We start from the raw sequence: 26,385 nt of genomic DNA, 5'->3' as shown, positions 1-26,385 counted from the left end.
TCAATCGGTCGATGCAACACTGGGTTGTTGTAGCGAGTGTAGTTGTTCGCCAAAGACTTCGGCGGGAGTTTTCCATCCAAGGACTTTTCTAGGACGGTTGTTGAGGGTGTAGGCGATGGCCTCGAGGTCCTCAGCTGACCACCGCGACAGATCAGTTCCCTTAGGAAAATATTGGCGCAGAACACCATTGGTGTTCTCGTTGGATGGTCGCTGCCACGGTGAGTGCGGATCGGCGAAGAACACCTGCGTTCCGGTGTCCATCGCGAACTGGGCGTGAGCGGACAGTTCCTTGCCGCGATCCCACGTCAACGTTTTGCGCAACTGCTGCGGCAGCGCGGCGATCGACGCTGTCAGTCCTGCATTCATCGCGATGGCACCGTAGCCACCGAGTGCGGGCCCGTTCTTCACAGGCGGCTGCTCACCCCAGCCCTGCTGGCGTGGCAGATGCACCAGAAGTGTTGCACGACTACGACGTTCAACGATCGTGCCGATCGCCGATCTCCCAGTTCCGATAATCAGATCACCCTCCCAGTGCCCGGGGACGGCACGGTCCTCGGCCTCGGCAGGGCGCTGACTGAACACGACATCGGAGGTGACGTGACCCTGCGGCTTGTTGCGCGAGCGGGCCCGCGGCTCCCTCAGTGCACGTCCGGTGCGCAGGCACGCGACCAGCTCACGTTTGAGCGCGCCGCGGCCCTCGATGAACAGGGACTGGTAGATCGCCTCGTGACTGATACGCATGGATTCATCATCGGGGAAGTCGACCTTCAAACGCTGGGAGATCTGCTCTGGACTCCACGCCAGCGACCACCGCCGGTTGGCCCGGTGCGGTTTGTTAAGCCCCTTCCATGGCGGTGGCGTGGGGCCCGCAGCGATCGTGCCATCGGGACGGCGGACAACGCCGGCCAGGCGGTCCTGTACGTACTCCCGCAACTCGACGTGGGCCACGAGCTTCGCTGTTTTCGGGCGCTTGGCGGCCTGCTGGGCTTTCCACTGCGCCACCAACGCCCGATACTCGAGCTTCCCGCTCCTGGTTGCGGCGTTGCGCCGTAGCTCACGCGAGATCGTGGCCGGACTCCGCCCGATCCACCGTGCGATCTCACGCACCCCACGATCCTGGGCGCGTAGCAGCGCGATCTCTTCCCGTTCGGCGAAGGATAGATAGCGGCCCGAAGGCTCATCCAGACTCAGCGGCCTCATGCCGCCAGCGTGGCGGAACCAGCGTGTACCCACCGGCACCGACACACCGACAGCGATCGATGCCTGTGCCGTGCTCACCCCCGTCGCGACCACCCGCCAAAACTCACGTTGCACCTGCCGCGACGGCTCCGGCCGCCCCGGCGATCGCATCGCCGGCCGAAGTGCACGATCAGCACGCCACTGCCGACGAACACCTACCGCCACATCGCTGGTCCTCCGACTCCAGTCCGCCGTAGCCACCGCAAACACCTCCATGATCATGGTGTTGCGACGACCAGTTGAATCCGCCCTGACTTCCAGCATCCGAATGATGAATCAGCTCAGCAGCTTTCACCGGATGACCCTCTCGTTTCCGCTGCCACAGCGCCATCCGAAGCGGGACCGTCACCAGCTCCACCGTCTTCGACGTCGAGGCGTGCCACGCCACGATCCGACGTGAGAACACGTCGATGATGAACACCACGTACACCCACCCCGCCCACGTCCGGCAGTAGGTGAAATCGGTCACCCACACCCGGTTCGGCTCGACGGCACTGAACTGTCGATTCACCAGATCCTCCGCACGTACACCATCAGCGGACCGCACGGTCGTACGGACTCCCTTGGACCTTCGAATCCCGTTGTGGCCTAGCACTTTCATCGCTCGATCAACGGCGCCATAGGACACCCCGGGCAGTGTTGTCCGATGCAGATGGGCGCGCATCTTCACCCGCCCGTAGAGGCCCTCCGGAGTCATCTTCCGCCGGCCGTCGTCATCGGTGCGCCAGACCACGGTGCGCACCGCATCGACGACGTGGGCATCGGAGACGGTCCGAGCGGCAGGCGTGCGTGTTCGCGATGCCCGGTAGGTTCGTGCGGCAATCATGCAGCCCTGCTCACGCAAGACCCGACAGATCGACTCGACCGCAAAACCGTTGGCGCGCATCTGATCTATGAACGCCACGATCATCGGTTGCGGCGGTCGAGTTCCCCCGCGAAGAAAGTCGTCGCCGCTTTCAAAATGGCAACGTCCTCTCGCAATTGCTTGTTCTCCGCCTTGAGTCGCTTGATCTCAGCGGACTCCTTCGACGTGGTCCCCGACCGGGCGCCGGCATCGACCTGGGCCTGCACGGCCCACCGACGTACCGTCTCCCCACCGACACCGACCTGCTTGGCGATCGCCTCTGCCGCGGCAGTCAACGACGTGTACTCGCCGCCGTGCGCCTCCAGCAAACGCAAGGCCCTCGAACGGACCTCCGGATCGATCTTCTTAGGCATGTGCTCATCCTTCCTGACTCAGAAGGAAGCGGCATCAAACCAGGGGTGATTCACGGACCTTCTCGGTGAACAAGGGATCTCTCGACAGCTTCCACGAATCCTGTTTGTGCGGAGCCAATCCGAACGCCCGCCACACACGCGACACGGTTGACTGTGACATGTCGAGATGCTCGGCCATCGCCCGCGTCGACCAGTGTGTCGCATTCTTCGGAGTGGTCTCGAGAGTCGCGGTGATCAAGTTTTTGATCTGCTCGTCGTCGACGGTGCGAGGTCGCCCAGGCCGGGGTTCGTCGAGCAACCCCTCGCAGCGGTGCTCGACGAACCGGCCTCGCCAGCGCCGCACGGTACTGCGATTGAGGCCGAGTCGTTGTGCCACTTCAGTATTCGAACCGCCATCAGCGGCGGCGAGAACGATTCGTGAGCGCATCGCCAAACCCGAGGCCGTCGTTCGCCGACGCGCCCACCCTTCGAGCTCACGGCGCTCGTCATCAGTCAGAACAATATCCACTGCTCGCGGACCCCGGGTTGCCATTCCCTAGCCTAACAACCGAACGGAAATTAATGACTCAGGACACTAGATCCGCAGCAACTAACGATTTTCTTTCCGGTGCATACTATAAGAAGATCGCTCAGACCCTTGAACGCGGAAAGTTTGATCTTCTTTTCCTTCCGGATGCTCTCGCAGTCGAGGACAGCTACGGCCATGATCTGCAAACAGGCGTCGGACTGGGCGGCCAGGGCGCGATCGCACTCGAGCCCGCCACGGTGGTGGCGACGATGGCCGCCGTGACCGACCGGTTGGGACTTGGAGCCACCATCTCCACCACGTATTACCCGCCGTTTCACGTCGCCCGTATCCTGGCAACGCTGGATAACCTGTCCGACGGGCGGGTGTCGTGGAACATCGTGACATCGCTGAACGATTCAGAGGCAAAGAACTTCGGAATCGATGCTCATCTTGAACACGACACCCGTTACGACCGCGCGGACGAGTTCGTCGAGGTCGTACGTAAGCTGTGGAACTCGTGGGACGATGATGCGCTGCTGTTGGACAAGATCTGCGGCCGGTTCGCTGATCCTAAGAAAGTTCATTACGTCGATCACCGTGGTGACTGGTTCGACGTGCGCGGCCCCCTGCAAATCCCCCTTCAAGTCAGCGCGAGCCAGTACTCCTCCAGGCCGGATTGTCGCCTCGCGGTAGACGTTTCGCGGGCCAGTGGGCCGACGCCGTGTTCAGCATCTCGCCGACGCTGGAGATGATGCAGCGCACGTACCAGGACATCAAGGGGCAAGTGAGTGCCGCGGGTCGCAACCCCGACGCCACGAAGGTTTTCACAGCTGTCATGCCCATACTTGGGGAGACCGAGGCGATCGCACGCGATCGCCTCGAATACATCAACGGTCTCGTCCACCCCGAGGTCGGTCTGTCGACGTTGTCGAGTCATAGTGGAATCGACTTGTCCGCCTTCCCCCTAGACGCGAAGTACTCCGACATCGTCGCGAGCTTGGGGGACGCGCACATCCCCACCATGCTCCACATGTTCTCCACGGTTGCGAGCGACGGCGAGGATCTGACACTGGCCGACCTTGGAAAGCGTTATGGCACGAACGTGGGTTTTGTCCCGCAGTGGGGAGGAACGCCCACCCAGATCGCCGACAGACTGGTCGAGTACTTCGATGCGAGAGCGGCTGATGGGTTCATCATCTCCGCCGCCTATCTGCCCGGCGTTTACGAGGACTTTGTCGACCAGGTGGTGCCGCTGTTGCAAGAACGTGGGGTATTCCGCGACGAGTATGAGGGATCAACGCTGCGCGACCACCTCGGCCTGGAACTGCCAAGCGGGGCGGCGGCGCTGTGACCGACACCAGCTCAGCGGTCCACACCCTCGCGTACAGCAACTGCCCTGTTCCCAACGCCCTGCTGGTTGGCCGCGAGTCGCAGTTGCTCGCCGAGGCTGGCATCAATCTGGACGTGCTGGGAGGGCCGCTGGGCTCCTTGCACTTCACCTACGATCATCCCGCTTACACCCGATTCGGCGGAGAGATCCCGCCGTTGGTGAGTGAGGGCCTGCGTGCACCGGGTCGCACACGCCTCCTGGGCGTCACCCTGTTCGAGGGAAAGCTGGGCTTTTACGCGGCCGACCCCACCCTGACCGCACCGGAGCAACTGGCGGGGCATCGTGTCGGCGTATCCGCATCGGCAATCCGGATCCTGCGCGGCGACCTTGGTGACTACCGACAGCTCGACCCGTGGCGCCAGACTCTCGTCGCACTGGGCACTTGGGAGGCGCGAGCCCTGCAGCACACCCTTCGTCACTCCGGCGTAACAGTAAACGATATCGAGCTCGTACCCATTGAGACGGCGGGAGTCGACTTACCGCAGGACCGACTCAGCGCATCGGCATCAGTGAACGGTTCGGACCTCTTTCCCGCCGTCGGGGCCCATCAGGCACAAGTCTTTGCCGGGGGGACGGTCGATGCGCTATTCAGCTGGCTTCCGTGGTCCGCGGAGTTCGAAGACCTCACCGGTGTTAGACCGCTGCGTGACCTGAGCTTGGACAGGACAAGCCACTACGCCAGCGTTTGGACAATCAGCGCGCAACTCGTCGATAAGAACCCGTCACTCGTGCAGCATCTGGTGGATACGGTGGTCCGGGCAGGCTCCTGGGCGCGCGATCATCTGACCGAGACAGTCGCGATTCATGCCCGCAACCTCGGTGTTAGCGAGACTGCGGTGACACGCGGTTTCGGCGAGCACTTCACCGACAACTTAGTACCCACCCTCGACCACGATGCGCTCACTGTCCTTGCTGCGACACAGCGGTACCTGGTCGACCACGATCTGGTGGATAAGGCGATCGACCTGACTGATTGGTCGGCCCCGGAATTTCTGCAGACGAGCCTGCGTACATGCGCGGCCGGCACATCAGCGATTGGAGAATACGAATGACAGTCACCGACGACACGGCGGCGGCCACCGACCGGCGGGCGGGCGATCCTCTCGCGGTGGCTCGAGACCTTGCTGCAAGCTGGCGGGAGGGAATCGTCGAACGGGATCGCGATGGGGGGCCAGCCACCCGTGAGAAAGAGGACTTACGCCTAAGTGGTCTGCTGGCGCTCGCGGTACCCGAGGAGCACGGTGGTTGGGGCGCAGATTGGCCGACGGTCTGAACCGCCCCGGGTCTGTCGGAGGCTCTCGAACCTGTGAAGGATGGAGAGCATGGCAGCACCACGCAAGTACAGTGAGGAACTCAAGGACCGGGCCACCCGGATGGCATGTGAAGCGCGACGAGATCCCGATTCGTCGAGAGGTGCGATCAAGCGGATCGCCGATCAGCTCGGAGTCCATCCCGAGGCGTTGCGCAATTGGGTTCGTCAGGCCGAGATCGACGGCGGGGTCCGCCCGGGCACCACGAGTGAGGACGCTGACCGCATCGCGGCGTTGGAGCGGGAGAACCGTGAACTGCGGCGAGCGAACACGATCTTGAAGCAGGCTTCGGCTTTCTTTGCGGCGGAGATCGACCGCCCACAGCGCTGATCGTGGAGTTCGTCGCGGCTCACCGCGATGAACACGGAGTCGATCCGATCTGTGCGGCATTGCGCGATACGTCCGCCCAGATCGCTCCGTCCACGGTACGAGCCCACCTGAGCCCCCAGAAGACCGAGGCGCCTCGTGTGGTGCGTGACCGGGAGCTCCTTACCCAGGTCCGCGCGGTGCATGCCGACAACCTCGGCGTCTACGGTGCCCGCAAGGTGCATGCCCAATTGCGCAGACAGGGCCATAGTGCTGCCCGCTGCACCGTCGAGCGATTGATGAAAGCCGATGGGCTGCAAGGGATAGCGAGACTCAAGACACGCAAGACCACGCGCAGCGAGGGAGCTGAAACACCCCGGCCGGCTGACCGGGTCAACCGTCAGTTCACCGCGGCGGCACCGAACGCGTTGTGGGTGGCGGACCTGACCTACATCCGCACCCACTCGGGCTGGGTGTACGCGGCGTTCGTCCTGGACGTGTTCTCGCGGATGGTCGTCGGCTGGCAGGTCTCGACCACCATGCACACCGACCTCGCCCTCGACGCCCTGAACATGGGATTGTGGGCACGGTCGCGTGCCGGCCACGACGTGGCCGGGCTGATCCACCACTCCGACCGCGGAGTGCAAGGCGGATTCAACTGGTCGTCGCAACACCATGATCATGGAGGTGTTTGCGGTGGCTACGGCGGACTGGAGTCGGAGGACCAGCGATGTGGCGGTAGGTGTTCGTCGGCAGTGGCGTGCTGATCGTGCACTTCGGCCGGCGATGCGATCGCCGGGGCGGCCGGAGCCGTCGCGGCAGGTGCAACGTGAGTTTTGGCGGGTGGTCGCGACGGGGGTGAGCACGGCACAGGCATCGATCGCTGTCGGTGTGTCGGTGCCGGTGGGTACACGCTGGTTCCGCCACGCTGGCGGCATGAGGCCGCTGAGTCTGGATGAGCCTTCGGGCCGCTATCTATCCTTCGCCGAACGGGAAGAGATCGCGCTGCTACGCGCCCAGGATCGTGGGGTGCGTGAGATCGCACGGTGGATCGGGCGGAGTCCGGCCACGATCTCGCGTGAGCTACGGCGCAACGCCGCAACCAGGAGCGGGAAGCTCGAGTATCGGGCGTTGGTGGCGCAGTGGAAAGCCCAGCAGGCCGCCAAGCGCCCGAAAACAGCGAAGCTCGTGGCCCACGTCGAGTTGCGGGAGTACGTACAGGACCGCCTGGCCGGCGTTGTCCGCCGTCCCGATGGCACGATCGCTGCGGGCCCCACGCCACCGCCATGGAAGGGGCTTAACAAACCGCACCGGGCCAACCGGCGGTGGTCGCTGGCGTGGAGTCCAGAGCAGATCTCCCAGCGTTTGAAGGTCGACTTCCCCGATGATGAATCCATGCGTATCAGTCACGAGGCGATCTACCAGTCCCTGTTCATCGAGGGCCGCGGCGCGCTCAAACGTGAGCTGGTCGCGTGCCTGCGCACCGGACGTGCACTGAGGGAGCCGCGGGCCCGCTCGCGCAACAAGCCGCAGGGTCACGTCACCTCCGATGTCGTGTTCAGTCAGCGCCCTGCCGAGGCCGAGGACCGTGCCGTCCCCGGGCACTGGGAGGGTGATCTGATTATCGGAACTGGGAGATCGGCGATCGGCACGATCGTTGAACGTCGTAGTCGTGCAACACTTCTGGTGCATCTGCCACGCCAGCAGGGCTGGGGTGAGCAGCCGCCTGTGAAGAACGGGCCCGCACTCGGTGGCTACGGTGCCATCGCGATGAATGCAGGACTGACAGCGTCGATCGCCGCGCTGCCGCAGCAGTTGCGCAAAACGTTGACGTGGGATCGCGGCAAGGAACTGTCCGCTCACGCCCAGTTCGCGATGGACACCGGAACGCAGGTGTTCTTCGCCGATCCGCACTCACCGTGGCAGCGACCATCCAACGAGAACACCAATGGTGTTCTGCGCCAATATTTTCCTAAGGGAACTGATCTGTCGCGGTGGTCAGCTGAGGACCTCGAGGCCATCGCCTACACCCTCAACAACCGTCCTAGAAAAGTCCTTGGATGGAAAACTCCCGCCGAAGTCTTTGGCGAACAACTACACTCGCTACAACAACCCAGTGTTGCATCGACCGATTGAACGCGCCCAATACCGAGCCATCCGCTACACCGAACGACTGGCCGAAGCCGAAGCGGTGACATCTGTTGGCTCCAAAGGGGATTCATACGACAACGCGATGGCTGAGGCGTTCAACTCGCTGTTCAAAGCCGAATGCATCCGTAACCCCGTGATGCGCCCGCGAGGCGGCTGGGCAGGTGTGGGCGAGGTCGAGATCGCCGTCGCTGAGTACGTCGAATGGTTCAACCACCGCCGCCTGCACGGCGAGATCGGACACGTCCCACCCGTCGAGTACGAGAGCGCCTACTGGTCGACCCACACCGTCACCAGCTACCGTGAGAACCCGGTCCCCGCAAACGCTGGAACCAACTAACCGAGCCTCCAGCAAACCCGGGGCGATTCAGTCTTCGCAGTAATCCGCGAGATTGCCAAGGTCGACGGCTCGCTTGGCCACCTCTACGGATACCACCTCGTGTGTGCAGCCTTCATCGAACTCCTCGGCTCGCCGGAGCAGCGCGACGCCACTTACCGCCGCGTGGCGCAGGGTTCCTGGACGGGGAACGCGTTGAGCGAGAACAACAGTCACATTCTCGACTGGAAGGTGCGTGCAACCCCACGCGACGACGGTGGTTACGTGCTGAACGGGACCAAGCATTTCTGTAGCGGGGCGCTCGGATCCGATCTGCTTCTGGTGTTTGGCGTGGCGCAGGATGATGACTCACCCGAGCGGTCGGGAATTATCACAGCGGTCATACCCACCGACCGAGGGGGAGTGCGTCCCAACAATGACTGGAAAGCCCTGGGGATGCGGCGGACCGACAGCGGTACAACGGACTTCAAAGATGTTCAAGTGCTTCCGCACGAGGTGTTGGGGGCTCCGAACAGCGTGATCACCGACTTTTTCGGCTATAGGCGCGCCAGCCTATTCGGCCCGTTGGTGCAACTGATCTTCTCGCACGTCTACATAGGAATTGCCGCCGAAGCGCTGGACTCCGCTCGCGAATACACGCTGGAGCACGCACGGCCATGGACCCCTGCGGGGGTTTCTGAGGCCACGCAGGATCCATACGTAGTTCGGACCTTTGGAGAGCTTGCGATTAAACTACAAGGCGCTGACGCGGCGGCCCGCGATGCGTCGCACGCGGTGCAGCGGATCTGGGAGAAGGGTGATGCTTTGGCACCCGCCGATCGGGCCTCGCTGATGGTTCAGGTGTCGGGGGTGAAGGTCTTGGCCACCGAGGCGGGTCTGTCTATAGGCAGCCGGATCTTCGAGGTCATCGGGGCGCGTGGGACACACCCGCGTTTGGGGCTGGACCGGTTCTGGCGCAACATCCGGACGCACAGCCTGCATGACCCGGTGGCCTACAAGATTGCCGACGTCGGCCAGTACTTCTAGAACGACCGTGATCCCGTCCCAGGCTTTACATCCTGACAAGTTCGACAACACACATCGGCGATCCCCCCACCAGGTCGCGGGCGGAAGCGACATCGGCGGTGGTGCCACGAAGTTCCTGGACAAGCTCGTCGTAGCGTGCACGCACCGTCGGGGTGAGGCCGCCACGGTTCTCCATGGCGATAAACGCCGTTGTCTTGGCGCCTTTCTCCCCGAACGCCGTGCCCATCCGGTCGAATGACTGAAACGACGGCACTCCCGCAGGGATCGGGTCGACCGACTGCTGCCGCACGACTGTCTCCAGCTGCGGGAACGCTCGTGACCGCCTCGACGGTGACAGCCTCCACTCCCCCGCTGCGCAGCAACACCGCCGTGGCGTCGAGCAGACGGTTCCGGGAACGAACCCGCCGCGGATCGACGTCGTCGAGGCCATTGATGCTCACCGCCACCAGGTCTCCTCACGCTGTTGGTCCAGCGTGGATGTGGCATTCTACCAACGATACCGTTGGTAGTGGTCTGCTACCGGCACGAGCATCGATTCGAGGACTGTGATGTCAGCACCCACCAAACTGCCCGCACACTCCCCATCGTGCATGGGCTGCGGGCCGGAGAATGCCAGCGGCCTGCAGCTCGAGGTGTACCGCGACGGCGACCGCGTTTTTGCCGATCACTCTTTCACCACCAAGCATTCCGGTGGACCAGGTTTGGCGCACGGAGGCGCTATCTCGGCCGCGTGCGACGACATCATGGGATTCACGCTGTGGATCGCCGGCACCCCGGCCGTCACGCGCACGTTGACCGTCAAGTACCGCCGACCGGTACCCCTCCACGTACCAGTACGTCTTACGGCGTGCATCGACGAGGACGCCGATCACATCCTGCACATCGGGGCGAGCGGGACTGTGGACGGCGAGACCTACTTTTCCGCCACCGGCGAGTTCGTGAAAGTCGATCTCATGCACTTCGCGCGCTACGCCGACACCTCCACGGTAGACAGCTTTTTCGTCAATCTTCTTCGCGCGGACTGACCTGCTCAGATGCCCGGCGCTGCCTGCCGATTCGCCGGTGCGCGGCGAAACCGCGTCGGGGAGCATCCGACCCACCGTGTGAACGCATGAGAGAAGCTGGCGGCGTCGGAGTACCCCAGTTCTGCGGCTATCTCGCCGACACCGATGCCCGGATCCAGCAGTCGCGCGGTGGCCCGTTCTTGGACGAACTGCTGCCGCAGGCGACGCAGGGTGGTGCCCTCGGCGTTCAGGCGTCGCTTGAGTGTGCTCACCGATATCGACAGCTCCGCCGCGATACGAGCACCGTCAGCGCGGGCAGGGTCGGCATCGAACTGTGCGCGGACCAGCTGCGTGTAGGAACTGGGCCTACGCTGTTCGTAGACGCGTCGAAGCTCGGCAATACCGATCCGGTAGGCCACGGGGTCGGAGAAACGGCACACGTCGTAGAGCACGGCAGCCGGTATGTGCACGAACGCCGCGGGCGCGTTGAAAACGATCCGATGGCCGATCTCACCCACGGCGATCAGGTCTGCCGGCGCCTGGCATGTCAGATGAAGCTCCACGGAGGGGACGGCACCGGCGAGCATGTCCACCAACCGCAGGACAGCCAGACCACCGTAGGTGACGGCGAAACAATCGGTGCCGGCGCTGTCGGTGCGCCCGGCCAGAGCGATCGTCAGTCCAGAATCTCCGTGCTGGAACTCGGTGCTCAGCGCGGTCGATATCAGGGGCAAGAACTGAAGCAGTTGAACAACTTCGACGACGGAACCCGCACTGACCAGCGGCAAACTGATGGGGCCGAACGAGGTGAGCTGAGCGTGCTCGGCGAACGCTACGCCCAACCGGAATCCCTGCTGGGAATCCATCGCCGGATACACCTCGTGAAACCACCGGACAGGCACTTGGCCCTGTCGCGCAATGACGACCGCGAGATCGACGCCCTCGCGGGCCATGATGCGTTCGAACGCTCGGGTCTCCGCCGCGCCCAAGGCGCCGCTGTCGAGGAGCTGGGCGAACGCCAGCGGCGGCATCCCCGACTCGACAAGGCTCATATGAGCCAAGTTAACAAGACATCGCGACGTCCGAACCTGGATCGACCACATTCGCCGCGCGCACACTCATCTCTACGACCCAGGAACAAGGAGGTGGCCATGGCCACGATCACCTACGTGACCCACGACGGCGAGGACTACCCCGCGCCGGTGATGCCCGGCAGGTCACTGATGCAGACCGCGGTCGACCAGGCGATACCGGGCATTGATGGCGACTGTGGCGGTGAGGCGGCATGCGGAACCTGCCACGTCGTCGTCGACAGCGCGTGGATCGACACCGTCGGCCACAGCACAGACGTCGAAGAAGGCATGTTGAGCATGCACCCCGAGCGTGAGGCCAACTCGCGGCTGTCGTGTCAGATGACCGCGCGCGAAGAGTGGGACGGGTTGACCGTTCACCTCCCCGAGTTCCAGTTGTGAAGTGAGAGAATGAGAGCGACTTTCAGATGAGCATTACCACCGCGATCGCCGAGAAGGCGCAGTCCATGATCCCGATCGATCTGCAGATCCGTGGCGCTCACGTCTATGACAAGACCCGCCGGATCGTCACCCGAACCGACGGCAAGAAAATCTTCACCGAGACCCCCATCCCGCCGGTCGAGGACGTCGAACTCACTGACATCGATCTGAGCAACCCATTTCTCTACCGACAGGGCATGTGGCGGTCCTACTTCGAGCGTGTGCGCAATGAGGCGCCCGTTCACTTCCAGCCCCGCAGTCCCTTCGGGCCGTTCTGGTCGGTCACTCGACATGCCGACATCATCGCTGTCGACAAAAACCATGAAGCGTTCTCCGCCGAACCGTTCATCATCATCGGTCGGCCCCCGCGTTTCATGGATATCGCGATGTTCATCGCCATGGACCCGCCGCGGCACGACAAGCAGCGCGCCGCCGTCCAGGGAGTCGTCGCACCGAAGAACCTGCGCGAGATGGAGGGCCTCATCCGGTCTCGCGTCCGGGAAGTCGTCGAGGAGCTACCGCTCGACGAACCGTTCGACTGGGTCCAGACCGTGTCGGTCGAACTGACCGCGCGGATGCTCGCGACATTGCTCGACTACCCCTACGAGCAGCGCCACAAACTCGTCCAGTGGTCGGATTTGGCCACGTCGATGGAGCAGGCCAACGGCGGACCATCGGACAACGACAAAGTTTTCCGCGAGATGGTCGCGATGGCACAGGGCTTGAGTGCGCTGTGGCGAGACAAGGCCGCGCGGACCGCGGCAGGCGAGGAGACCGGATTCGACCTCATCACCATGCTGCAGAGCAACGAGGACACCAAGAACCTTCTCGACAATAGCCCGATGGAGTTCCTCGGGAACCTCGTGCTGCTGATCGTCGGCGGCAACGACACCACCCGCAACTCGATGAGCGGCGGAGTGCTGGCTCTCAACGAGTTTCCCGAGCAGTTCGAGAAACTCAAAGCCAATCCGGATCTGATTCCCAATGCGGTGTCGGAGATTATCCGGTGGCAAACCCCGCTGGCATACATGCGTCGGGTCGCCAAGAAGGACGTGATGCTCAACGGTCAGTTCATCCGCGCAGGTGACAAAGTCGTCATGTGGTATGCCTCCGGCAACCGCGACGAGCGAGTGTTCGACCGCCCGGACGAGCTCATCATCGATCGGTCCAACGCTCGCAACCACATCGCGTTCGGTTTCGGTGTGCACCGTTGCATGGGAAACCGTTTGGCCGAATTGCAGTTGCGCATTCTCTGGGAAGAACTTCTCGAGCGCTTCGACGACATCGAGGTGGTCGGTGATCCGGAGTACGTGCAGTCCAACTTCGTTCGTGGGATCAGCAAGATGATGGTCCGTCTGACTCCCAAGCCGGAGACGTGAGTACTGATCGGGTCGTGATCGTCGGCGCAAGCCACGCGGGCGCACAGCTGGCGGCCAATTTGCGCAAGGAGAAGTGGGCTGGGGCCATCCTGCTGATCGGCGACGAGGGCCGCCTGCCGTATCAGCGGCCGCCGCTGTCCAAGGCATACCTGGCTGGCGATTGCCATCTCGACGATGTCGCGATTCGGAGCCGCCAGTTCTACGACAAGCAACGGATCGAGCTCGTCGACGGGACCGTGACCTCGATCGACCGTGCCGAACGAACCGTCACTCTTGGCAACAACGACGCGGTGTCCTACTCGAAGTTGGCCCTGTGCACCGGCGCTCGAGCTCGCGCACTGCCGGTCCCCGGCGCCGACCTGCCGGGCGTGCACTATCTGCGCACCGCCACCGATGTCGAGGCCATCCGCGCCGCCGCGGTCCCGGGTTCGCGGGTCGTCATTGTCGGCGGCGGGTACATCGGCCTGGAGACAGCGGCCTCGCTTCGAACCCTGGGTGTCGAGGTCACCGTCCTGGAGGCGGCAGGACGCGTACTCGAACGTGTCACGGCGCCCGTCGTGTCGGAATTCTTCGATCGAATTCACCGCGAGAAGGGTGTCGAGGTACGGACCGACGCAATGGTCGAAGGGTTCCGCGGCGACGAACGAGTCGACGGCGTTGTCCTGTCCGGGGAGACGCTGGCCGCTGACCTGGTCATCGTCGGCGTCGGCGTCATTCCGAACACGGAGCTCGCAGCAGCTGCGGGCATCGACGTCGAAAACGGCATCCTCGTCGACGACCGCGCTCGTACCAGCGATCCTGACATCGTCGCAGCCGGCGACTGCGCCAACCACCGAATCGAGCGGTACGGGCGACGTGTTCGTCTCGAGTGCGTGTCCGCAACAACCGAGCACGCCAAGATCGCGGCGGCCACAATCTGCGACAACACAACCGGTCGCGCCGCACTGCCATGGTTCTGGTCCGACCAATACGACCTCAAACTCCAGATCGCCGGGCTCAACACCGGATACGACGAGGTGCTGGTCAGCGGCAACCCCGCCCATGGCCGCGACTTCACCTGCTACTACTTAACCGCCGGAGAACTGATTGCAGCTGACTGCGTCAACAGACCCGCTGACTTCGTGACCGCCAAGCGCGCCATTGCACAACGAGCGCCGATCGTCAGGTCCGAATTGATCGGAGCGGCCCCATGACCACATCACCGACAAATGCGGTCAGCCCGGCGGCGCTGACGGGTTCACGCTTCCTCGACATCGAGCACGCCACCGTCGCAACCTTCACACGCGAAGCCGTCGGCAACGCGACCACCGACAAAGACAAAGCCGGCCGCCTGTTCACCGCGGTGCGCGACGCCATCCGCTACGACCCGTACACCGTCTCCAACGACCCAGAGCACTACCGGGCCAGCCATGTAATCGAATCCGGGCGTGGATACTGCGTCCCCAAGGCCGTCGTGCTTACCGCCGCATTCCGCGCCGCCGGGATCCCAGCGCGGCTAGGCTTCGCCGACGTCCGTAATCACCTCCAAACGGGCGCCCTACGTGAGCTGATGGGAACCGACGTCTTCGTCTATCACGGGTACAGCCACGTCTACATAGACGGACGGTGGCTCAAGGCGACACCCGCGTTCAACTCGGAACTGTGCGCGCGGTTCGGAGTCGCCCCGATCGACTTCACCGGCGACAGCGACGCGTTGCTCCACGCTCACTCCGCGGACGGCTCAACACACATGGAGTACGTCCGCGAAAGAGGTGTGTACAACGACCTGCCTCTCGACAACATCCTGGTGGCTCTCAAAGAGGCCTATGGCCCTCTTATACTCACGCAGCGTGCGACGTCACTAGATGCATTCCACGCCTAACCCGGTCTGCCTCAGTCGTCGGCCCGGCAATCGACAATTTTCGTACCGCCTCAACACAGGAGGATCGTGTCAGTGTCCGGCCCCTCGATGATCGACCCCTACCCGCACCGAATGGGTGGCCACTGTGGGTCCGGTGCGATGCGAGACCTCATGGAGTGGACCGGGCTCGGTTACGACGGCCCACCCGACGAGGGCCTCGTCTTTGCCCTCGGCGGAGCCCTCTCCCTCACCTACATTCGATCAAAAGCGCTGATGCCACCCGTGTACTTAGTCGGACGAGGACCTGATTTTGAGATCGACCTCCCCCGCCGTCTGGGCGGCACCGTCGAGGTGCTTGCCACAGACGACCCGGCCGAGGGTTGGGAGAACCTTCGTGGCGAGATCGATCAGGGACGCCCTGCACTGGTCTGGGCGGAGATCGCAGAACTCCCCTACCTGCGGGTCCAGTTGCGCATGAGCCGCCACGACATCGTTGTAGTCGGCTACGACGAGACGCAAGGCGTCGCGTACATCGCCGACAACGATCGCGAAGACCTTCAACGCGTCCCACTGGACGCACTCGCACGCGCGCGCCGCTCGACCTCCTTCCCGGAGCCAACCCGACACACGCTGTTTCGTATCAATTGGCCACAGACGCCACCTTCGATTCTCGAGGTGGCCGCACAGGCATTCGCACAATCCGCAGCGAGCCTGAGCACCCCAGGCGCATCGACGATCGCCGGGCCCGCAGAACACGGGTCACACGGCCTCGACGCTGCCAGCGCGCTCGCATCCGACGTCTGCAGCTGGGGAGCCCTGTCGACCGACGACCTCGAGATGCATTTATTCAGCCTCGGCGCCTTCATCGAGAAAGCGGGGACCGGCGGCGGCCTGTTCCGCCGACTGCTGGCACAGGGCTGCGACGAAATCGCGCGCCTCACCGGCGATCACGCCACCGCCATCCTTGCAGCCAACGCCCACCATGCGGCGACATCCTGGACTGCAGTCGCACGCGCAGCAGTACAGAAGGATCACGCCCCATCCGAGCGGCTCCGATCCGTCACAACCCTCGCGGCGGCTCTACCCGAGGCGGAAACGACCCTGGAGGCGTCACTACGAAAGGCCGCAGCATCCTTGTCAGGCTAACCGGCCTGTCGCGGCAAGTCCGCGAGGAGGACGCTAAGCAGGGCCGCCGCGTTCACACAAACGCACGCAGGAGCATTACCATCAGCAGGACGCCGGTTCCCGCTGACCCGGGTCCTGTGACATCGACAGGAGGCAACCGGGAAGCCTGCAGTTCTTCTCGCAGCGTCACGTATCCTGGCCTTCGACCACGCCACCGTGCAGGCGTCCACCCGTGATGCTACCGGCGACGCGGACAACGATCGAGACATGGCGCGGAGCCACTTTGCCGCGGTGCGAAACCAGATCCGCTACGACCCCTACACAGCAGCCCGCATCCTCCTCGAAGTCGGCGACGGTTCAGCATTCGCCACCGCAGGCCACCTGGCCGCCTACGCCGGCATCGCACCAGTCACCCACCGATCCGGCACCTCCATCCGTGGCGAGCACCCCGCCCGATTCGGAAACCGCAAACTCAAACGAGCCTTCTTCCTCTCCGCGTTCGCCGCACTGCACGACCCCACCAGCCGCGCCTACTACGACCGCAAACGCGCCGAAGGAAAGAAACACAACGCCGCCCTCATCTGCCTGGCACGCCGACGATGCGACGTCCTCTACGCGATGCTCAAGCACAGCGAGCCCTACCGAACCCCAATCGCTTCCGCTGCTTGACAAACCCATAGGGACACCCCCCGTTCTGGACGACCCCCACCCAGCGTCTCACGCACGCTCACCACGAGCTCGGCGGGAATCGGGCCCCGACGGGTCTGTCCGATATTCGGTGTAAGCGGCGGTTTTCCGATTGCTCGGCGGGTCAGCGTTCTTCGGCTGCGGGCATACGATCGGCGAACGTGATGGCCGGGGCGTTGAGCGCTGGCTTCCAGCGTACGGCCCACTTCGTCTGACCGGTACCCTTCGGGTCCAGCGACCGGGTGACCAGGTAGAGCGTTTTGAGTGCGGACTGCTCGTTCGGGAAGTGTCCTCGAGCGCGCACCGCACGCCGGTAGCGGGCGTTGAGACTTTCGATCGCGTTGGTGGAGCACAACACTCGCCGTATCTCGACGTCGTAGTCAAGGAACGGGATGAACTCCTCCCACGCGCTCTCCCACAGGGTCACGATCGCCGGGTACGGCGTGCCCCATTTCTCGGCGAATTCCTCCCACCGCGCCCGGGCGTCAGCGGCGGTCGGCGCGGTGTAGATCGGTTTGAGATCGGCGCTGATCGTGTCCCAATACTTGCGGGAGGCGTACTTGAAGGTGTTGCGGATCAGATGGATGATGCACGTCTGTACCGTGGCCAACGGGAACGCGGCAGATACACTGTCGGGCAACCCTTTCAATCCGTCACACACAACGAAGAAGATGTCGCGGACACCCCTGTTCTTGAGGTCGGTGAGCACCGCCAGCCAGAACCTGGCCGACTCGCCGTCGCCGTCGCCGGCCCACATGCCGAGGATGTCTTTGTGCCCGTCGAGATCCACCCCGATCGCGGCGTAGATGGGCCGGTTACGCACCTGCCCATCCCGGATCTTGACCATGATCGCGTCGATGAACACCGCCGCGTACACTTTCTCCAGCGGGCGTGCCCACCACGACACCATCTCTTCGATGACCCGATCCGTGATTCGGGAGACGGTGTGAATCGCCCCGGGTTTGCTGGAGGCTCGGTTAGTTGGTTCCAGCGTTTGCGGGGACCGGGTTCTCACGGTAGCTGGTGACGGTTTGGGTCGACCAGTAGGCGCTCTCGTACTCGACGGGTGGGACGTGTCCGATCTCGCCGTGCAGGCGGCGGTGGTTGAACCATTCGACGTACTCAGCGACGGCGATCTCGACCTCGCCCACACCTGCCCAGCCGCCTCGCGGGCGCATCACGGGGTTACGGATGCATTCGGCTTTGAACAGCGAGTTGAACGCCTCAGCCATCGCGTTGTCGTATGAATCCCCTTTGGAGCCAACAGATGTCACCGCTTCGGCTTCGGCCAGTCGTTCGGTGTAGCGGATGGCTCGGTATTGCACTCCGCGGTCGGAGTGGTGGATCAGCCCGGCCACGTCGTGGCCGGCACGCGACCGTGCCCACAATCCCATGTTCAGGGCGTCGAGGGCGAGGTCGGTGTGCATGGTGGTCGAGACCTGCCAGCCGACGACCATCCGCGAGAACACGTCCAGGACGAACGCCGCGTACACCCAGCCCGAGTGGGTGCGGATGTAGGTCAGGTCCGCCACCCACAACGCGTTCGGTGCCGCCGCGGTGAACTGACGGTTGACCCGGTCAGCCGGCCGGGGTGTTTCAGCTCCCTCGCTGCGCGTGGTCTTGCGTGTCTTGAGTCTCGCTATCCCTTGCAGCCCATCGGCTTTCATCAATCGCTCGACGGTGCAGCGGGCAGCACTATGGCCCTGTCTGCGCAATTGGGCATGCACCTTGCGGGCACCGTAGACGCCGAGGTTGTCGGCATGCACCGCGCGGACCTGGGTAAGGAGCTCCCGGTCACGCACCACACGAGGCGCCTCGGTCTTCTGGGGGCTCAGGTGGGCTCGTACCGTGGACGGAGCGATCTGGGCGGACGTATCGCGCAATGCCGCACAGATCGGATCGACTCCGTGTTCATCGCGGTGAGCCGCGACGAACTCCACGATCAGCGCTGTGGGCGGTCGATCTCCGCCGCAAAGAAAGCCGAAGCCTGCTTCAAGATCGTGTTCGCTCGCCGCAGTTCACGGTTCTCCCGCTCCAACGCCGCGATGCGGTCAGCGTCCTCACTCGTGGTGCCCGGGCGGACCCCGCCGTCGATCTCGGCCTGACGAACCCAATTGCGCAACGCCTCGGGATGGACTCCGAGCTGATCGGCGATCCGCTTGATCGCACCTCTCGACGAATCGGGATCTCGTCGCGCTTCACATGCCATCCGGGTGGCCCGGTCCTTGAGTTCCTCACTGTACTTGCGTGGTGCTGCCATGCTCTCCATCCTTCACAGGTTCGAGAGCCTCCGACAGACCCGGGGCGGTTCAGACCCCGAGTACAAGGGCATGGTCGAACGCAACAACCGGTTCTTCGAGAGCTCGTTCCTGCCGGGCCGCCAGTTCAGCTCACCGGCCGATTTCACCGCCCAGTTCGATCGGTGGCTGGCCGATCATGCCAACACCCGAGTGGTGCGCGCGATCGGTGATCGACGCCCGTGTGACGTGTTCGCCGAGGACCTCGAGCAGATGACCGGCCTACCTCCGACCGCACCGCATATCGGCTTGAGTAGCCGGGTGCGACTCGGTCGCGACTACTACGTACGTGTAGCCGGCAATGACTATTCGGTGCACCCGTCGGTGATCGGTCGGTTCGTCGACATCACTGCCGACCTGCAGCAGGTGCGCATCCTCTGCGGCGAGGTCACCGTCGCCGACCACGCGCGCAGCTGGGCCAACCACGTCACCATCGCCGACCCTCAGCACGTGCGAGCAGCCAAAGAACTGCGCCGCGATTACCGCCGCCAAGACCTCGCCAACCGGGCCCGAAACGCCGCCCGCATCCGCGCCCACCCTGATGGCCACGAGGTGCCGATCCGGGCGTTACCGGACTACGACGAGCTGTTCGGGGTGAACTTTGCCACCCCGCCCCAAGCTCACCCGCCCACCACATCCACCAGCATTGAAAGGTGAAAGACTGTGTCCGACAATCAAACAGGTAAACAGATCGAGTTCGCGGCGCGGGCGTTGAAGATGCCAGCGATCCGCCGATGCTGGGCGGAATTGGCCGAGCGGGCCCGCACCGACAACTGGACCCACGAGCAGTACCTCGCAGCGATTCTTGACCGCCAGGTCAGCGAACGCGAAGCCAACGGCACCATGCTGCGGATCAGCGGCGCGCGCTTCCCTGCGGTCAAAACACTCGAGGACTTCAACTTCGACCACCTTCCAGGACTGCGTCGTGATGTGATCGCCCACCTGGCCACCAGCACCTGGATCGCCAAGAGCGACAACGTGATCCTTCTCGGACCACCCGGGGTGGAAAAACCCACCTCGCGATCGCGCTCGGGATCAAAGCCGCACACAACGCCTACCCCGTGCTCTTCGACACCGCCACCGGATGGGCCACCCGCCTGACCGAGGCACACACCACCGGCCGCCTGGCCGCCGAACTCAAACGGCTCCGCCGCTACCGACTGATCATCATCGACGAGATCGGCTACCTCCCATTCGACTCCGACACCGCCAACCTGTTCTTCCAACTCATTGCCAGTCGCTACGAACAAGGCTCGATTCTGATCACCTCGAACATGCCATTCGGCCGTTGGGGCGAAGTCTTCGCCGACGACGTCGTCGCCGCCGCACTCATCGACCGCCTCGTCCATCACGCCGAGGTCATCGCTATCGACGGCGACTCCTACCGCACCAAAGCCCGACGAGAACTCGTCAACACCGACCAGTAACCACACCAAAGGGGGTCAAAATTCAACCGTCGATAAGGGGTCAGTTTTCAGCCGCCGTTGACACCGTAGACATCGGCGAAATGCGCTGAGATCTCGCCGGTTGTGAGGCCTTTGGCATACAGCGACAGCACTACCCGATCCACATCGGTGACGCGACGTTTGCTCTTACCGACAATTACCGGGTCGAAGGTGGCGTTGCGGTCGCGGGGCACCTCGATGGGCACCTGCCCGCACGCGTCGGTCAGGACCCGTTTCGTGCGCGTGCCGTTGCGTGAATTGCCGGTGTTGCGGCCGGCCACGTCATGTTTGTCATAGCCAAGATGTTCGGTCATCTCTTCATCGAGCGCGGCTTCGAGCACGCTCTTGGTCAGCGCTTTGAGCAGCCCGTCAGGACCGGTCAGAGCCACTCCCTGAGCGCGTGAGCTACGTACCAGATCGCTCACCAAAGCCTGCTCGGCCTTCGAGAGCTCACGCACCGCATCCGCGGTGGTGACATCGTGTTCCTGACCGGTCTGAACCGGCCCTGCCACCGGGGCATCCACGCCCCCGATTGTGTCGGTCATCGTCGTGATTCCTCCTGCCCCACGCCGGGGGCGATCAAAACCACTTACACCGAATCAGCGACAGTCCCCAACGCCGCGACGGGCCCTCCTGCGAGTTCTACCAGCGTCAACGACGCGAGGGGCGCTCGCACGTGGGTCGGGTGTGGTGCCGCGGCCGACCGTCGAGCGGGTGTCAGTCGATGAGGTGGGCGCGATGGCTGGATGACTGGCGGGGCCGGTCAGATCTCGGCACGTGCGTGCGTACTAGCGGGACGCTGGATGCGTGTCGGTTCGGGTACTCGGCCACCAGCTTGCTCTGCCGACAAGTGTGGCGATGGTCGGCACGACGATGGTGCGGACGATGAAGGTGTCGAGCAGCAGGCCGATGCCGATGATGAGTCCGACCTGGGTCATGATCGAGATGGATCCGGCCATGAGTCCGAACATGCTGGCAGCGAAGATGAGGCCGGCCGAGGTGATGACTGATCCGGTGTTGGTGACGGTTCTCAGGACGCCGATGCGGATGTTGTTTTGGGATTCTTCGCGTAGGCGAGAGATGAGAAGCATGTTGTAGTCGGCGCCGACCGCGACGAGGACTATGAAGGCCAGTAGTGGTACGGGCCAGGCGATGTCGGTTTTGAGGATGTGTTGAAAGATCAGGACGCCGATACCCAGTGCCGCGGTGTAGTTGAGTATGACGGTGCCCAGAAGGTATAGCGGCGCGATGAGTGCTCGGAGTAGGAGTATCAGGATCAGGCCGACGATGGTGAGGGTGGCCAACGCTAGGAGTCGGAAGTCTTCGGTGAGTAGACGTTGCAGATCGGCGTTGATGGCGGGGAACCCGGCTGTCGCGATGTTGGAGTCCTGCAGGGTTGTGTTCGGTCTGGCGGCGAGTGCGACATCGGTGATTGTGTCGGCCAGTTGCATGGCCTCGGTGCTGTAGGGGTCGAAGCTGGTTTGTATTGCGTAGCGCACGGTATGGCCGTCGGGCGAGACGAACTGGCGAGCGACGTCGACGAAACGGCGGTCTGCGTTGGCCTGAGGTGGGAGGTAGAAGCCGGTTGCTGAGTTTGTTCCGGCGGTCTCGCGGGCGGAGGTTTGTAGTTGTGTGGCTAGCGCGGCCATCCCGGCGAGTTGTTGAAGGTTGCTGTCGATCAGCGCGGATACACCGGCGGCGAGTTGGCGTGATCCCGCCGCGAGTTGACTGATACCTGTTTGCAGTTGGGTGAGCTTGCCGGGAAGGTCTTGGCTGCTGATGCTTCCCAGCGTGGAGCCCAGTGAGTTGACGGTGGAAGTGAGTTGGTCGGTGACTGTTGAGATCGGTGTATCCAGCTGCGCGAGTTGTGTTGACAGCGTGGCGATCTGGTCGAGGGTCCCGTTGCTCAGTAGGGCGTCGAGATTGCGGGTCTGCGCGCGCAGAGCTGCGCACTGCGGGACTTGGGTGCACCAGGGCGCATTATCGAGGATGGGCAGGATCGAGGTCACTGTTGCCAGGGCTGCAGATGTTTGGCGGGTGAGCGCGGCCAGCTGTGGGGCATTCTGAGAAGCGCGATCGAGCGCTGGTGCAGATGCGGCGAGTTGGCGTAGTAGTGGCTGGTACTGCTGAATTTGCTGCCCGGCTGTGCTTGCCTGATCGAGGATGCCGGCCAGGGGGGCCAAGTTGGTGCGTACCTGGGTGTCGAGCTGAGTAAGCCCGTCGGCGAGTTGGAATGCGCCTGTACGGAGCTGTTCGAGGTCACCGCGGCGGTTCTGGCCATCGTCGACCGCACCCGCCAGCCGGTTCCCGATCTGGCCGTTCTGCCAGGACAGCTCGGCTTGCTCGAGCTTGTCCCCGGTGGGACGGGTAACGCCGATGACTCGAGTCACTCCGGGGATCTGGGATACACGTGAGGCCATTTGCTCAAGATCGGCCAGCCCGCTGGCAGTACGGAGATCGATCGGTGCATCTACGACGAGGAACTCGGTGATAGTGACGTCTTGAGGGAAATGACGGTCGAGCAACGCGTAGCCTTCGTTGCTGTCGGTTGTCGCGGGTTGCCCCTCACGATCGTCGAAGGTGATCTGGATGCCCGTCGCGAAGACGCTAAGCACGATTAGCCCGACCAGGGTTAGTGCCAGCAGCGGCACAGGACGCCGCACGACGAGCACGGCGACGCGATTCCAGTACTTTCGGGTCAGATCTCGCCTGGGTGCGCCCCAGCCGAATCGTGCCGCCCACAGCAACACCGGTGGTAGCAGGGTGACCGTGGCGAGGAATCCGATGAGGATGGCGATCGCGCATGCCGGACCCAAGGTGGAGAACACGCTCAGCTGACCAAAGACCATCGCCAAAAAGGCCAGCGCCACCGTGGCAGCTGAAGCCAGGATGACCCGTCCGATAGTTGCTGTCGCGTCCACGAGCGCAACCTCGGTGGTGGCGTCCTGGCGTAGCCGTTCGTGATAGCGACTGATGAAGAAGACTGAGTAGTCGACCCCGGCTCCGAGCAGGATGACGGTCATGAACGCGACGGTGAACTGCGATACCGGCATACCGAGTTCGCCGAGTGCGGACAAGATGCCACGGCCCACGCCGAGGCTGACACCGATCACCAACAACGGCACCAGCGCGGTGAACAGCGATCGGTAAACGATCAACAGAATGATCGCGATAAGCGCCACCGTCGCCAGAGTGATCACGACTAAATCGCTTTCAGCACTGACGATCTGGTCACTGAAAGTGGCTGTCGGCCCGGTGACATGGACAGTGGTGCCCGTACCGTCAAACACGCGCTGCGCGGTTTGGCGCACGGTCTCCACAGCATGCGTGGCCGTTGGCCCTCCCAATGTTCCGGTGACCCCGACAGGCAGGTACCAGGCTTGCCCGTCCTCACTCAAGGCTTGGCCGGCCGTCGTCGGATCGGAAAGCAAATCCCGCACTGACTGCACATCGTCGAAATTTTCGCGCAGCTGCAGAACGAGCATGTCGTAGCGTTCCCGCGCCACGTCGGTGAACCCGTTCGGGTTCTCCATGGTCACGAAAACAGTGGTCTTGGCGCCCTTCTCACCGAACGCACCACCCATCTGATCGAGTGCTTGAAACGATGGAACCCCAGCAGGGATCGGATCAACAGACTGCTGCCGCACCACCGTCTCCAGCTGGGGAAACAGAATCGCCAAGACGATACCCACAGCCACCCACGCCCCGATGACGAGGAATCTGTGCGCCAAGGTGAACCGTGCCAACCGCCCCAATGTCGTGCTGTACTCGCTGCGTTCCGCCAACCGGCGCGCCGCCAAGCGCCCACCACTTGGACGTTGGACCACCATATGCAGCACCTCACCCTCGACCCAGCCCGTCTACGAAACCGACGGTATCGTTACGGTACTAGCAGTACCGTAGATGGGGAAGGAGGTCAGGAGGTTTGGTGTCGCCGGTGGGCCATGAGGAAATCGTCGACAAGCTGTTCGAGATCGCCAACGGTCATCGACCGAATGCCCGTGAGCTTGGCAAAGATCAGCGGGCCCGCGAGCTGGGTGACAGCCATGGTCAAATCGAAGTTGTCGAGCTCAGCCGTGGCCACGTCACTCGTCAAAACTCGATCGAATGGTTCTCGATACTGCTCGACGACTCGACGACGCAGTGGCGCGAGCGCGTTCTGATCCCCGTCGGATTGCCCGGATTGCCGGGGCTGCTCGGGAAGCATTGCCAACCATGCCAGCGTCGTCAACTGCAGCGGTGCATGCTCAATAAGCTCAGCCTGCCGCTGCATCAGCTTCAGCAGGTCATCACGGATCGACGTCGTCGTCTCGGGGGTCTCGGCCTGAGGCAACAATCGCTCGAAGGCAGCCGCCACCAGATCTGTGGAGCTCTCGAAGTGACGATACAAGGTGGTGCGAGCAACACGAGACAGTCGAGTGACCGCCTCCACGGTAACGGCTTCGACCCCGCCACTGTTCAGCAAGGTCACCGCAGCATCCAACAAACGCTGACGCGACCGAACCCGCCTCGGGTCAACATCGTCGAAATCGATGGTTTCCACCCTGGCCACTCCCTACGAAACCAAATCAAGAACCTCTGACTGCACACCAATACCGTCGGTAACAGAACGAAACTGCCAGTGGCGGTACCGATGGAAGGCTCGAGGGGGGCCTTATGAGTGCCGCCACGACTGTGGCACTGTCGTCAACAGTACCGTCTGTAGCGCTCCGCTACTAAGATGAGCGGCGACCAAGGATGATCCCCCATGACAGCCAGCAGTCAGGATTGTGAAATGCGCTCCGTTTGTGTGAGCAGTTCTGCCGCGTGCGTGACACAGGGCGGACCACCCGTACGAAGGGGATCAGACGGCGTCGAGGCGAGTGGCGAATCCAGGGTCGCCTAAGGGCCTGTCCCTATGGAATCGAACGCCTACTGTGGCTGCAGCGCCGTCTATGATCCCCCACGAGGTCTGGCACAGGTGCGCGGCAAACATGTCCCTGCTCATTCCATTCTGCCGACCGTGATCGATCCACCACTGGGTCGCTGATAGGCCAGCCCCCAGAATGGAGGCTACTGCTACGGCGACGGGGGACTCCTCGGCATCGACCTCTCGGAGGCCACGAGCGAACTCGTCGGAAATAATCTCCATTGCCGATCTCAGCTGATCTGCGGCCCCACCCTCGCCGGACTCAGAGTACTGGAACATGTGGTTCGTCATGAGGAAACGGACGACCGCTGGATGTTCATCAACCAAGGATACGTATGCGGACACCGCTGAACGGAAAAGTTCGTCGACGGTGCTGTCTGCCTGTCCGGAGAGCAGAGTTGACTGCGCTGACTCCCACATCATAGAACCCAGACGGGCTGCCACGGCGGAGTAGAGCCCAGCCCTGTCACCGAAATGGCGGTAGAGCTTAGGCTTCGACGCACCAGCCTCTTCCGCAAAATCGTCCATGCTCACGGCATCGCCGAACTTTTCGATCGCGCGTATCGCTGCATCGACGAGTTCAGCTTTGACGACGGCGCGGTGGTCGTCCCAGCGCGTGCTTCGAGCGTCGCGCACACGTCGCTGCACTTTCACCGGGGCCGCGGAGATGCGACGGACTACAGACATGACCTCCTACGTTATCAGG

At 63.2% G+C, this 26,385-nt stretch carries 18 protein-coding genes, 10 pseudogenes and 2 other annotated features; of the genes and pseudogenes, 16 read left to right on the top strand and 12 right to left on the bottom strand.

The features are described 5' to 3' along the window. The 3 genes and pseudogenes from MVF96_RS00650 to MVF96_RS00640 all read right to left on the bottom strand — a co-directional run. The gene (locus MVF96_RS00650; protein ID WP_078114170.1) at positions 1–1,455 is read right to left on the bottom strand and encodes an IS30 family transposase; all 1,455 of its coding nucleotides are present in this window, start codon (positions 1,453–1,455) and stop codon (positions 1–3) included. 28 nt (positions 1,456–1,483) lie between these two features. Beyond that, positions 1,484–2,457 (bottom strand): annotated as a pseudogene (locus MVF96_RS00645) (IS3 family transposase); the annotation flags it as partial. A gap of 49 nt (positions 2,458–2,506) precedes the next feature. Next, positions 2,507–2,989: pseudogene (locus tag MVF96_RS00640) on the bottom strand (IS630 family transposase); the annotation flags it as partial. Between the two features lie 29 nt (positions 2,990–3,018). On the opposite strand from MVF96_RS00640, the pseudogene MVF96_RS24605 reads away from it, so the two are divergent. The 7 genes and pseudogenes from MVF96_RS24605 to MVF96_RS00600 all read left to right on the top strand — a co-directional run bounded on the left by MVF96_RS24605 (position 3,019) and on the right by MVF96_RS00600 (position 9,482). Next, positions 3,019–4,316: pseudogene (locus tag MVF96_RS24605) on the top strand (LLM class flavin-dependent oxidoreductase). Continuing rightward, positions 4,313–5,407 carry a type 2 periplasmic-binding domain-containing protein gene (locus tag MVF96_RS00625; RefSeq protein ID WP_004022072.1) on the top strand — a complete coding sequence of 365 codons (1,095 nt, stop codon included), beginning with the start codon at positions 4,313–4,315 and terminating at the stop codon, positions 5,405–5,407. Before MVF96_RS24605 ends, MVF96_RS00625 begins: the two are co-directional and overlap by 4 nt. A gap of 270 nt (positions 5,408–5,677) precedes the next feature. Beyond that, on the top strand, positions 5,678–5,995 hold the full coding sequence (locus tag MVF96_RS00620; protein WP_004022138.1) for a transposase: 318 nt from the start codon (positions 5,678–5,680) through the stop codon (positions 5,993–5,995). Then, positions 5,956–6,084 (top strand) — a sequence feature (AL1L pseudoknot). Its footprint overlaps the gene before it by 40 nt. Beyond that, positions 5,998–6,738: an IS3 family transposase gene (locus tag MVF96_RS00615; protein WP_014928955.1), complete on the top strand. Its 741-nt coding sequence runs from the start codon at positions 5,998–6,000 to the stop codon at positions 6,736–6,738. It overlaps the preceding feature by 87 nt. Then, the gene (locus tag MVF96_RS00610; protein WP_078114170.1) at positions 6,653–8,107 is read left to right on the top strand and encodes an IS30 family transposase; all 1,455 of its coding nucleotides are present in this window, start codon (positions 6,653–6,655) and stop codon (positions 8,105–8,107) included. The genes MVF96_RS00615 and MVF96_RS00610 overlap by 86 nt, the downstream gene beginning before the upstream one ends. Continuing rightward, positions 8,088–8,459 carry an integrase core domain-containing protein gene (locus tag MVF96_RS00605; RefSeq protein ID WP_065632759.1) on the top strand — a complete coding sequence of 124 codons (372 nt, stop codon included), beginning with the start codon at positions 8,088–8,090 and terminating at the stop codon, positions 8,457–8,459. The genes MVF96_RS00610 and MVF96_RS00605 overlap by 20 nt, the downstream gene beginning before the upstream one ends. A gap of 99 nt (positions 8,460–8,558) precedes the next feature. Then, positions 8,559–9,482, top strand: coding sequence for an acyl-CoA dehydrogenase family protein (locus tag MVF96_RS00600; RefSeq protein ID WP_014928945.1), 924 nt, complete (start codon positions 8,559–8,561; stop codon positions 9,480–9,482). A 67-nt stretch (positions 9,483–9,549) separates the two neighbouring features. On the opposite strand, the pseudogene MVF96_RS00595 reads toward MVF96_RS00600, so the two are convergent. Both MVF96_RS00595 and MVF96_RS00590 read right to left on the bottom strand, forming a co-directional pair. Continuing rightward, positions 9,550–9,792 (bottom strand): annotated as a pseudogene (locus MVF96_RS00595) (MMPL family transporter); the annotation flags it as partial. Between the two features lie 4 nt (positions 9,793–9,796). After that, positions 9,797–9,922 (bottom strand): annotated as a pseudogene (locus MVF96_RS00590) (TetR family transcriptional regulator); the annotation flags it as partial. A 108-nt stretch (positions 9,923–10,030) separates the two neighbouring features. Here MVF96_RS00590 and MVF96_RS00585 point away from each other — a divergent pair. Next, the gene (locus MVF96_RS00585; protein ID WP_004020623.1) at positions 10,031–10,507 is read left to right on the top strand and encodes a PaaI family thioesterase; all 477 of its coding nucleotides are present in this window, start codon (positions 10,031–10,033) and stop codon (positions 10,505–10,507) included. Positions 10,508–10,512: 5 nt separating this feature from the next. Here MVF96_RS00585 and MVF96_RS00580 read toward each other — a convergent pair whose 3' ends face one another. Then, a complete protein-coding gene (locus MVF96_RS00580) occupies positions 10,513–11,538 on the bottom strand; it encodes a helix-turn-helix domain-containing protein (RefSeq protein WP_004020622.1) in 1,026 nt (341 codons plus the stop codon). Positions 11,539–11,637: 99 nt separating this feature from the next. On the opposite strand from MVF96_RS00580, the gene MVF96_RS00575 reads away from it, so the two are divergent. The 6 genes and pseudogenes from MVF96_RS00575 to MVF96_RS00550 form a co-directional block, all read left to right on the top strand. Next, on the top strand, positions 11,638–11,958 hold the full coding sequence (locus tag MVF96_RS00575) for a 2Fe-2S iron-sulfur cluster-binding protein (RefSeq protein WP_004020621.1): 321 nt from the start codon (positions 11,638–11,640) through the stop codon (positions 11,956–11,958). Between the two features lie 26 nt (positions 11,959–11,984). Then, positions 11,985–13,376 (top strand): cytochrome P450, encoded by a 1,392-nt coding sequence (locus tag MVF96_RS00570; protein WP_004020620.1) that lies wholly within the window; start codon positions 11,985–11,987, stop codon positions 13,374–13,376. Then, positions 13,373–14,569, top strand: a complete 1,197-nt coding sequence (locus tag MVF96_RS00565; RefSeq protein WP_247450780.1) for an NAD(P)/FAD-dependent oxidoreductase — start codon at positions 13,373–13,375, stop codon at positions 14,567–14,569. Before MVF96_RS00570 ends, MVF96_RS00565 begins: the two co-directional genes overlap by 4 nt. Further along, positions 14,566–15,237: a transglutaminase-like domain-containing protein gene (locus MVF96_RS00560; RefSeq protein ID WP_004020618.1), complete on the top strand. Its 672-nt coding sequence runs from the start codon at positions 14,566–14,568 to the stop codon at positions 15,235–15,237. The genes MVF96_RS00565 and MVF96_RS00560 overlap by 4 nt, the downstream gene beginning before the upstream one ends. 87 nt (positions 15,238–15,324) lie before the next feature. Beyond that, positions 15,325–16,362, top strand: a complete 1,038-nt coding sequence (locus MVF96_RS00555; RefSeq protein ID WP_472924655.1) for a BtrH N-terminal domain-containing protein — start codon at positions 15,325–15,327, stop codon at positions 16,360–16,362. Between the two features lie 300 nt (positions 16,363–16,662). Next, positions 16,663–17,010, top strand: a pseudogene (locus MVF96_RS00550) (transposase); the annotation flags it as partial. Positions 17,011–17,152: 142 nt separating this feature from the next. On the opposite strand, the pseudogene MVF96_RS00545 reads toward MVF96_RS00550, so the two are convergent. Both MVF96_RS00545 and MVF96_RS00540 read right to left on the bottom strand, forming a co-directional pair. Continuing rightward, positions 17,153–17,974: pseudogene (locus MVF96_RS00545) on the bottom strand (IS256 family transposase); the annotation flags it as partial. A 31-nt stretch (positions 17,975–18,005) separates the two neighbouring features. Further along, positions 18,006–19,288, bottom strand: a protein-coding gene (locus MVF96_RS00540) for an IS3 family transposase (protein WP_085949824.1) whose coding sequence is annotated in 2 segments (ribosomal slippage) — positions 18,006–19,000 and positions 19,000–19,288 — 1,284 coding nt in all. Because the reading frame shifts where the segments join, the coding sequence is not laid out codon by codon here. Then, positions 18,882–19,010, bottom strand: a sequence feature (AL1L pseudoknot). (Overlaps the previous gene by 129 nt.) Before the next feature lie 52 nt (positions 19,289–19,340). Between MVF96_RS00540 and MVF96_RS00535 the strand changes: the two are divergent. Together MVF96_RS00535 and istB are read left to right on the top strand one after the other, a co-directional pair. Continuing rightward, positions 19,341–19,982 (top strand): annotated as a pseudogene (locus tag MVF96_RS00535) (Mu transposase domain-containing protein); the annotation flags it as partial. 6 nt (positions 19,983–19,988) lie between these two features. Then, positions 19,989–20,752, top strand: a pseudogene (gene istB, locus MVF96_RS00530) (IS21-like element helper ATPase IstB). Between the two features lie 56 nt (positions 20,753–20,808). Here the strand turns inward: istB and MVF96_RS00525 are convergent. The 4 genes and pseudogenes from MVF96_RS00525 to MVF96_RS00510 all read right to left on the bottom strand — a co-directional run. After that, positions 20,809–21,315, bottom strand: a pseudogene (locus MVF96_RS00525) (transposase); the annotation flags it as partial. 243 nt (positions 21,316–21,558) lie between these two features. Beyond that, positions 21,559–24,600 carry an MMPL/RND family transporter gene (locus MVF96_RS00520; protein WP_033206569.1) on the bottom strand — a complete coding sequence of 1,014 codons (3,042 nt, stop codon included), beginning with the start codon at positions 24,598–24,600 and terminating at the stop codon, positions 21,559–21,561. 86 nt (positions 24,601–24,686) lie between these two features. Further along, the gene (locus MVF96_RS00515; protein WP_004021759.1) at positions 24,687–25,313 is read right to left on the bottom strand and encodes a TetR/AcrR family transcriptional regulator; all 627 of its coding nucleotides are present in this window, start codon (positions 25,311–25,313) and stop codon (positions 24,687–24,689) included. A gap of 300 nt (positions 25,314–25,613) precedes the next feature. After that, positions 25,614–26,366: a TetR/AcrR family transcriptional regulator gene (locus MVF96_RS00510; protein WP_004021760.1), complete on the bottom strand. Its 753-nt coding sequence runs from the start codon at positions 26,364–26,366 to the stop codon at positions 25,614–25,616. Positions 26,367–26,385 lie beyond the last annotated feature (19 nt).

It is taken from the genome of Gordonia hongkongensis (genome assembly GCF_023078355.1).
GTDB classification, from domain to species: domain Bacteria; phylum Actinomycetota; class Actinomycetes; order Mycobacteriales; family Mycobacteriaceae; genus Gordonia; species Gordonia hongkongensis.
Note: the sequence above shows the minus strand (reverse complement) of the source record. Positions and strands in the feature narration are given on the sequence as shown.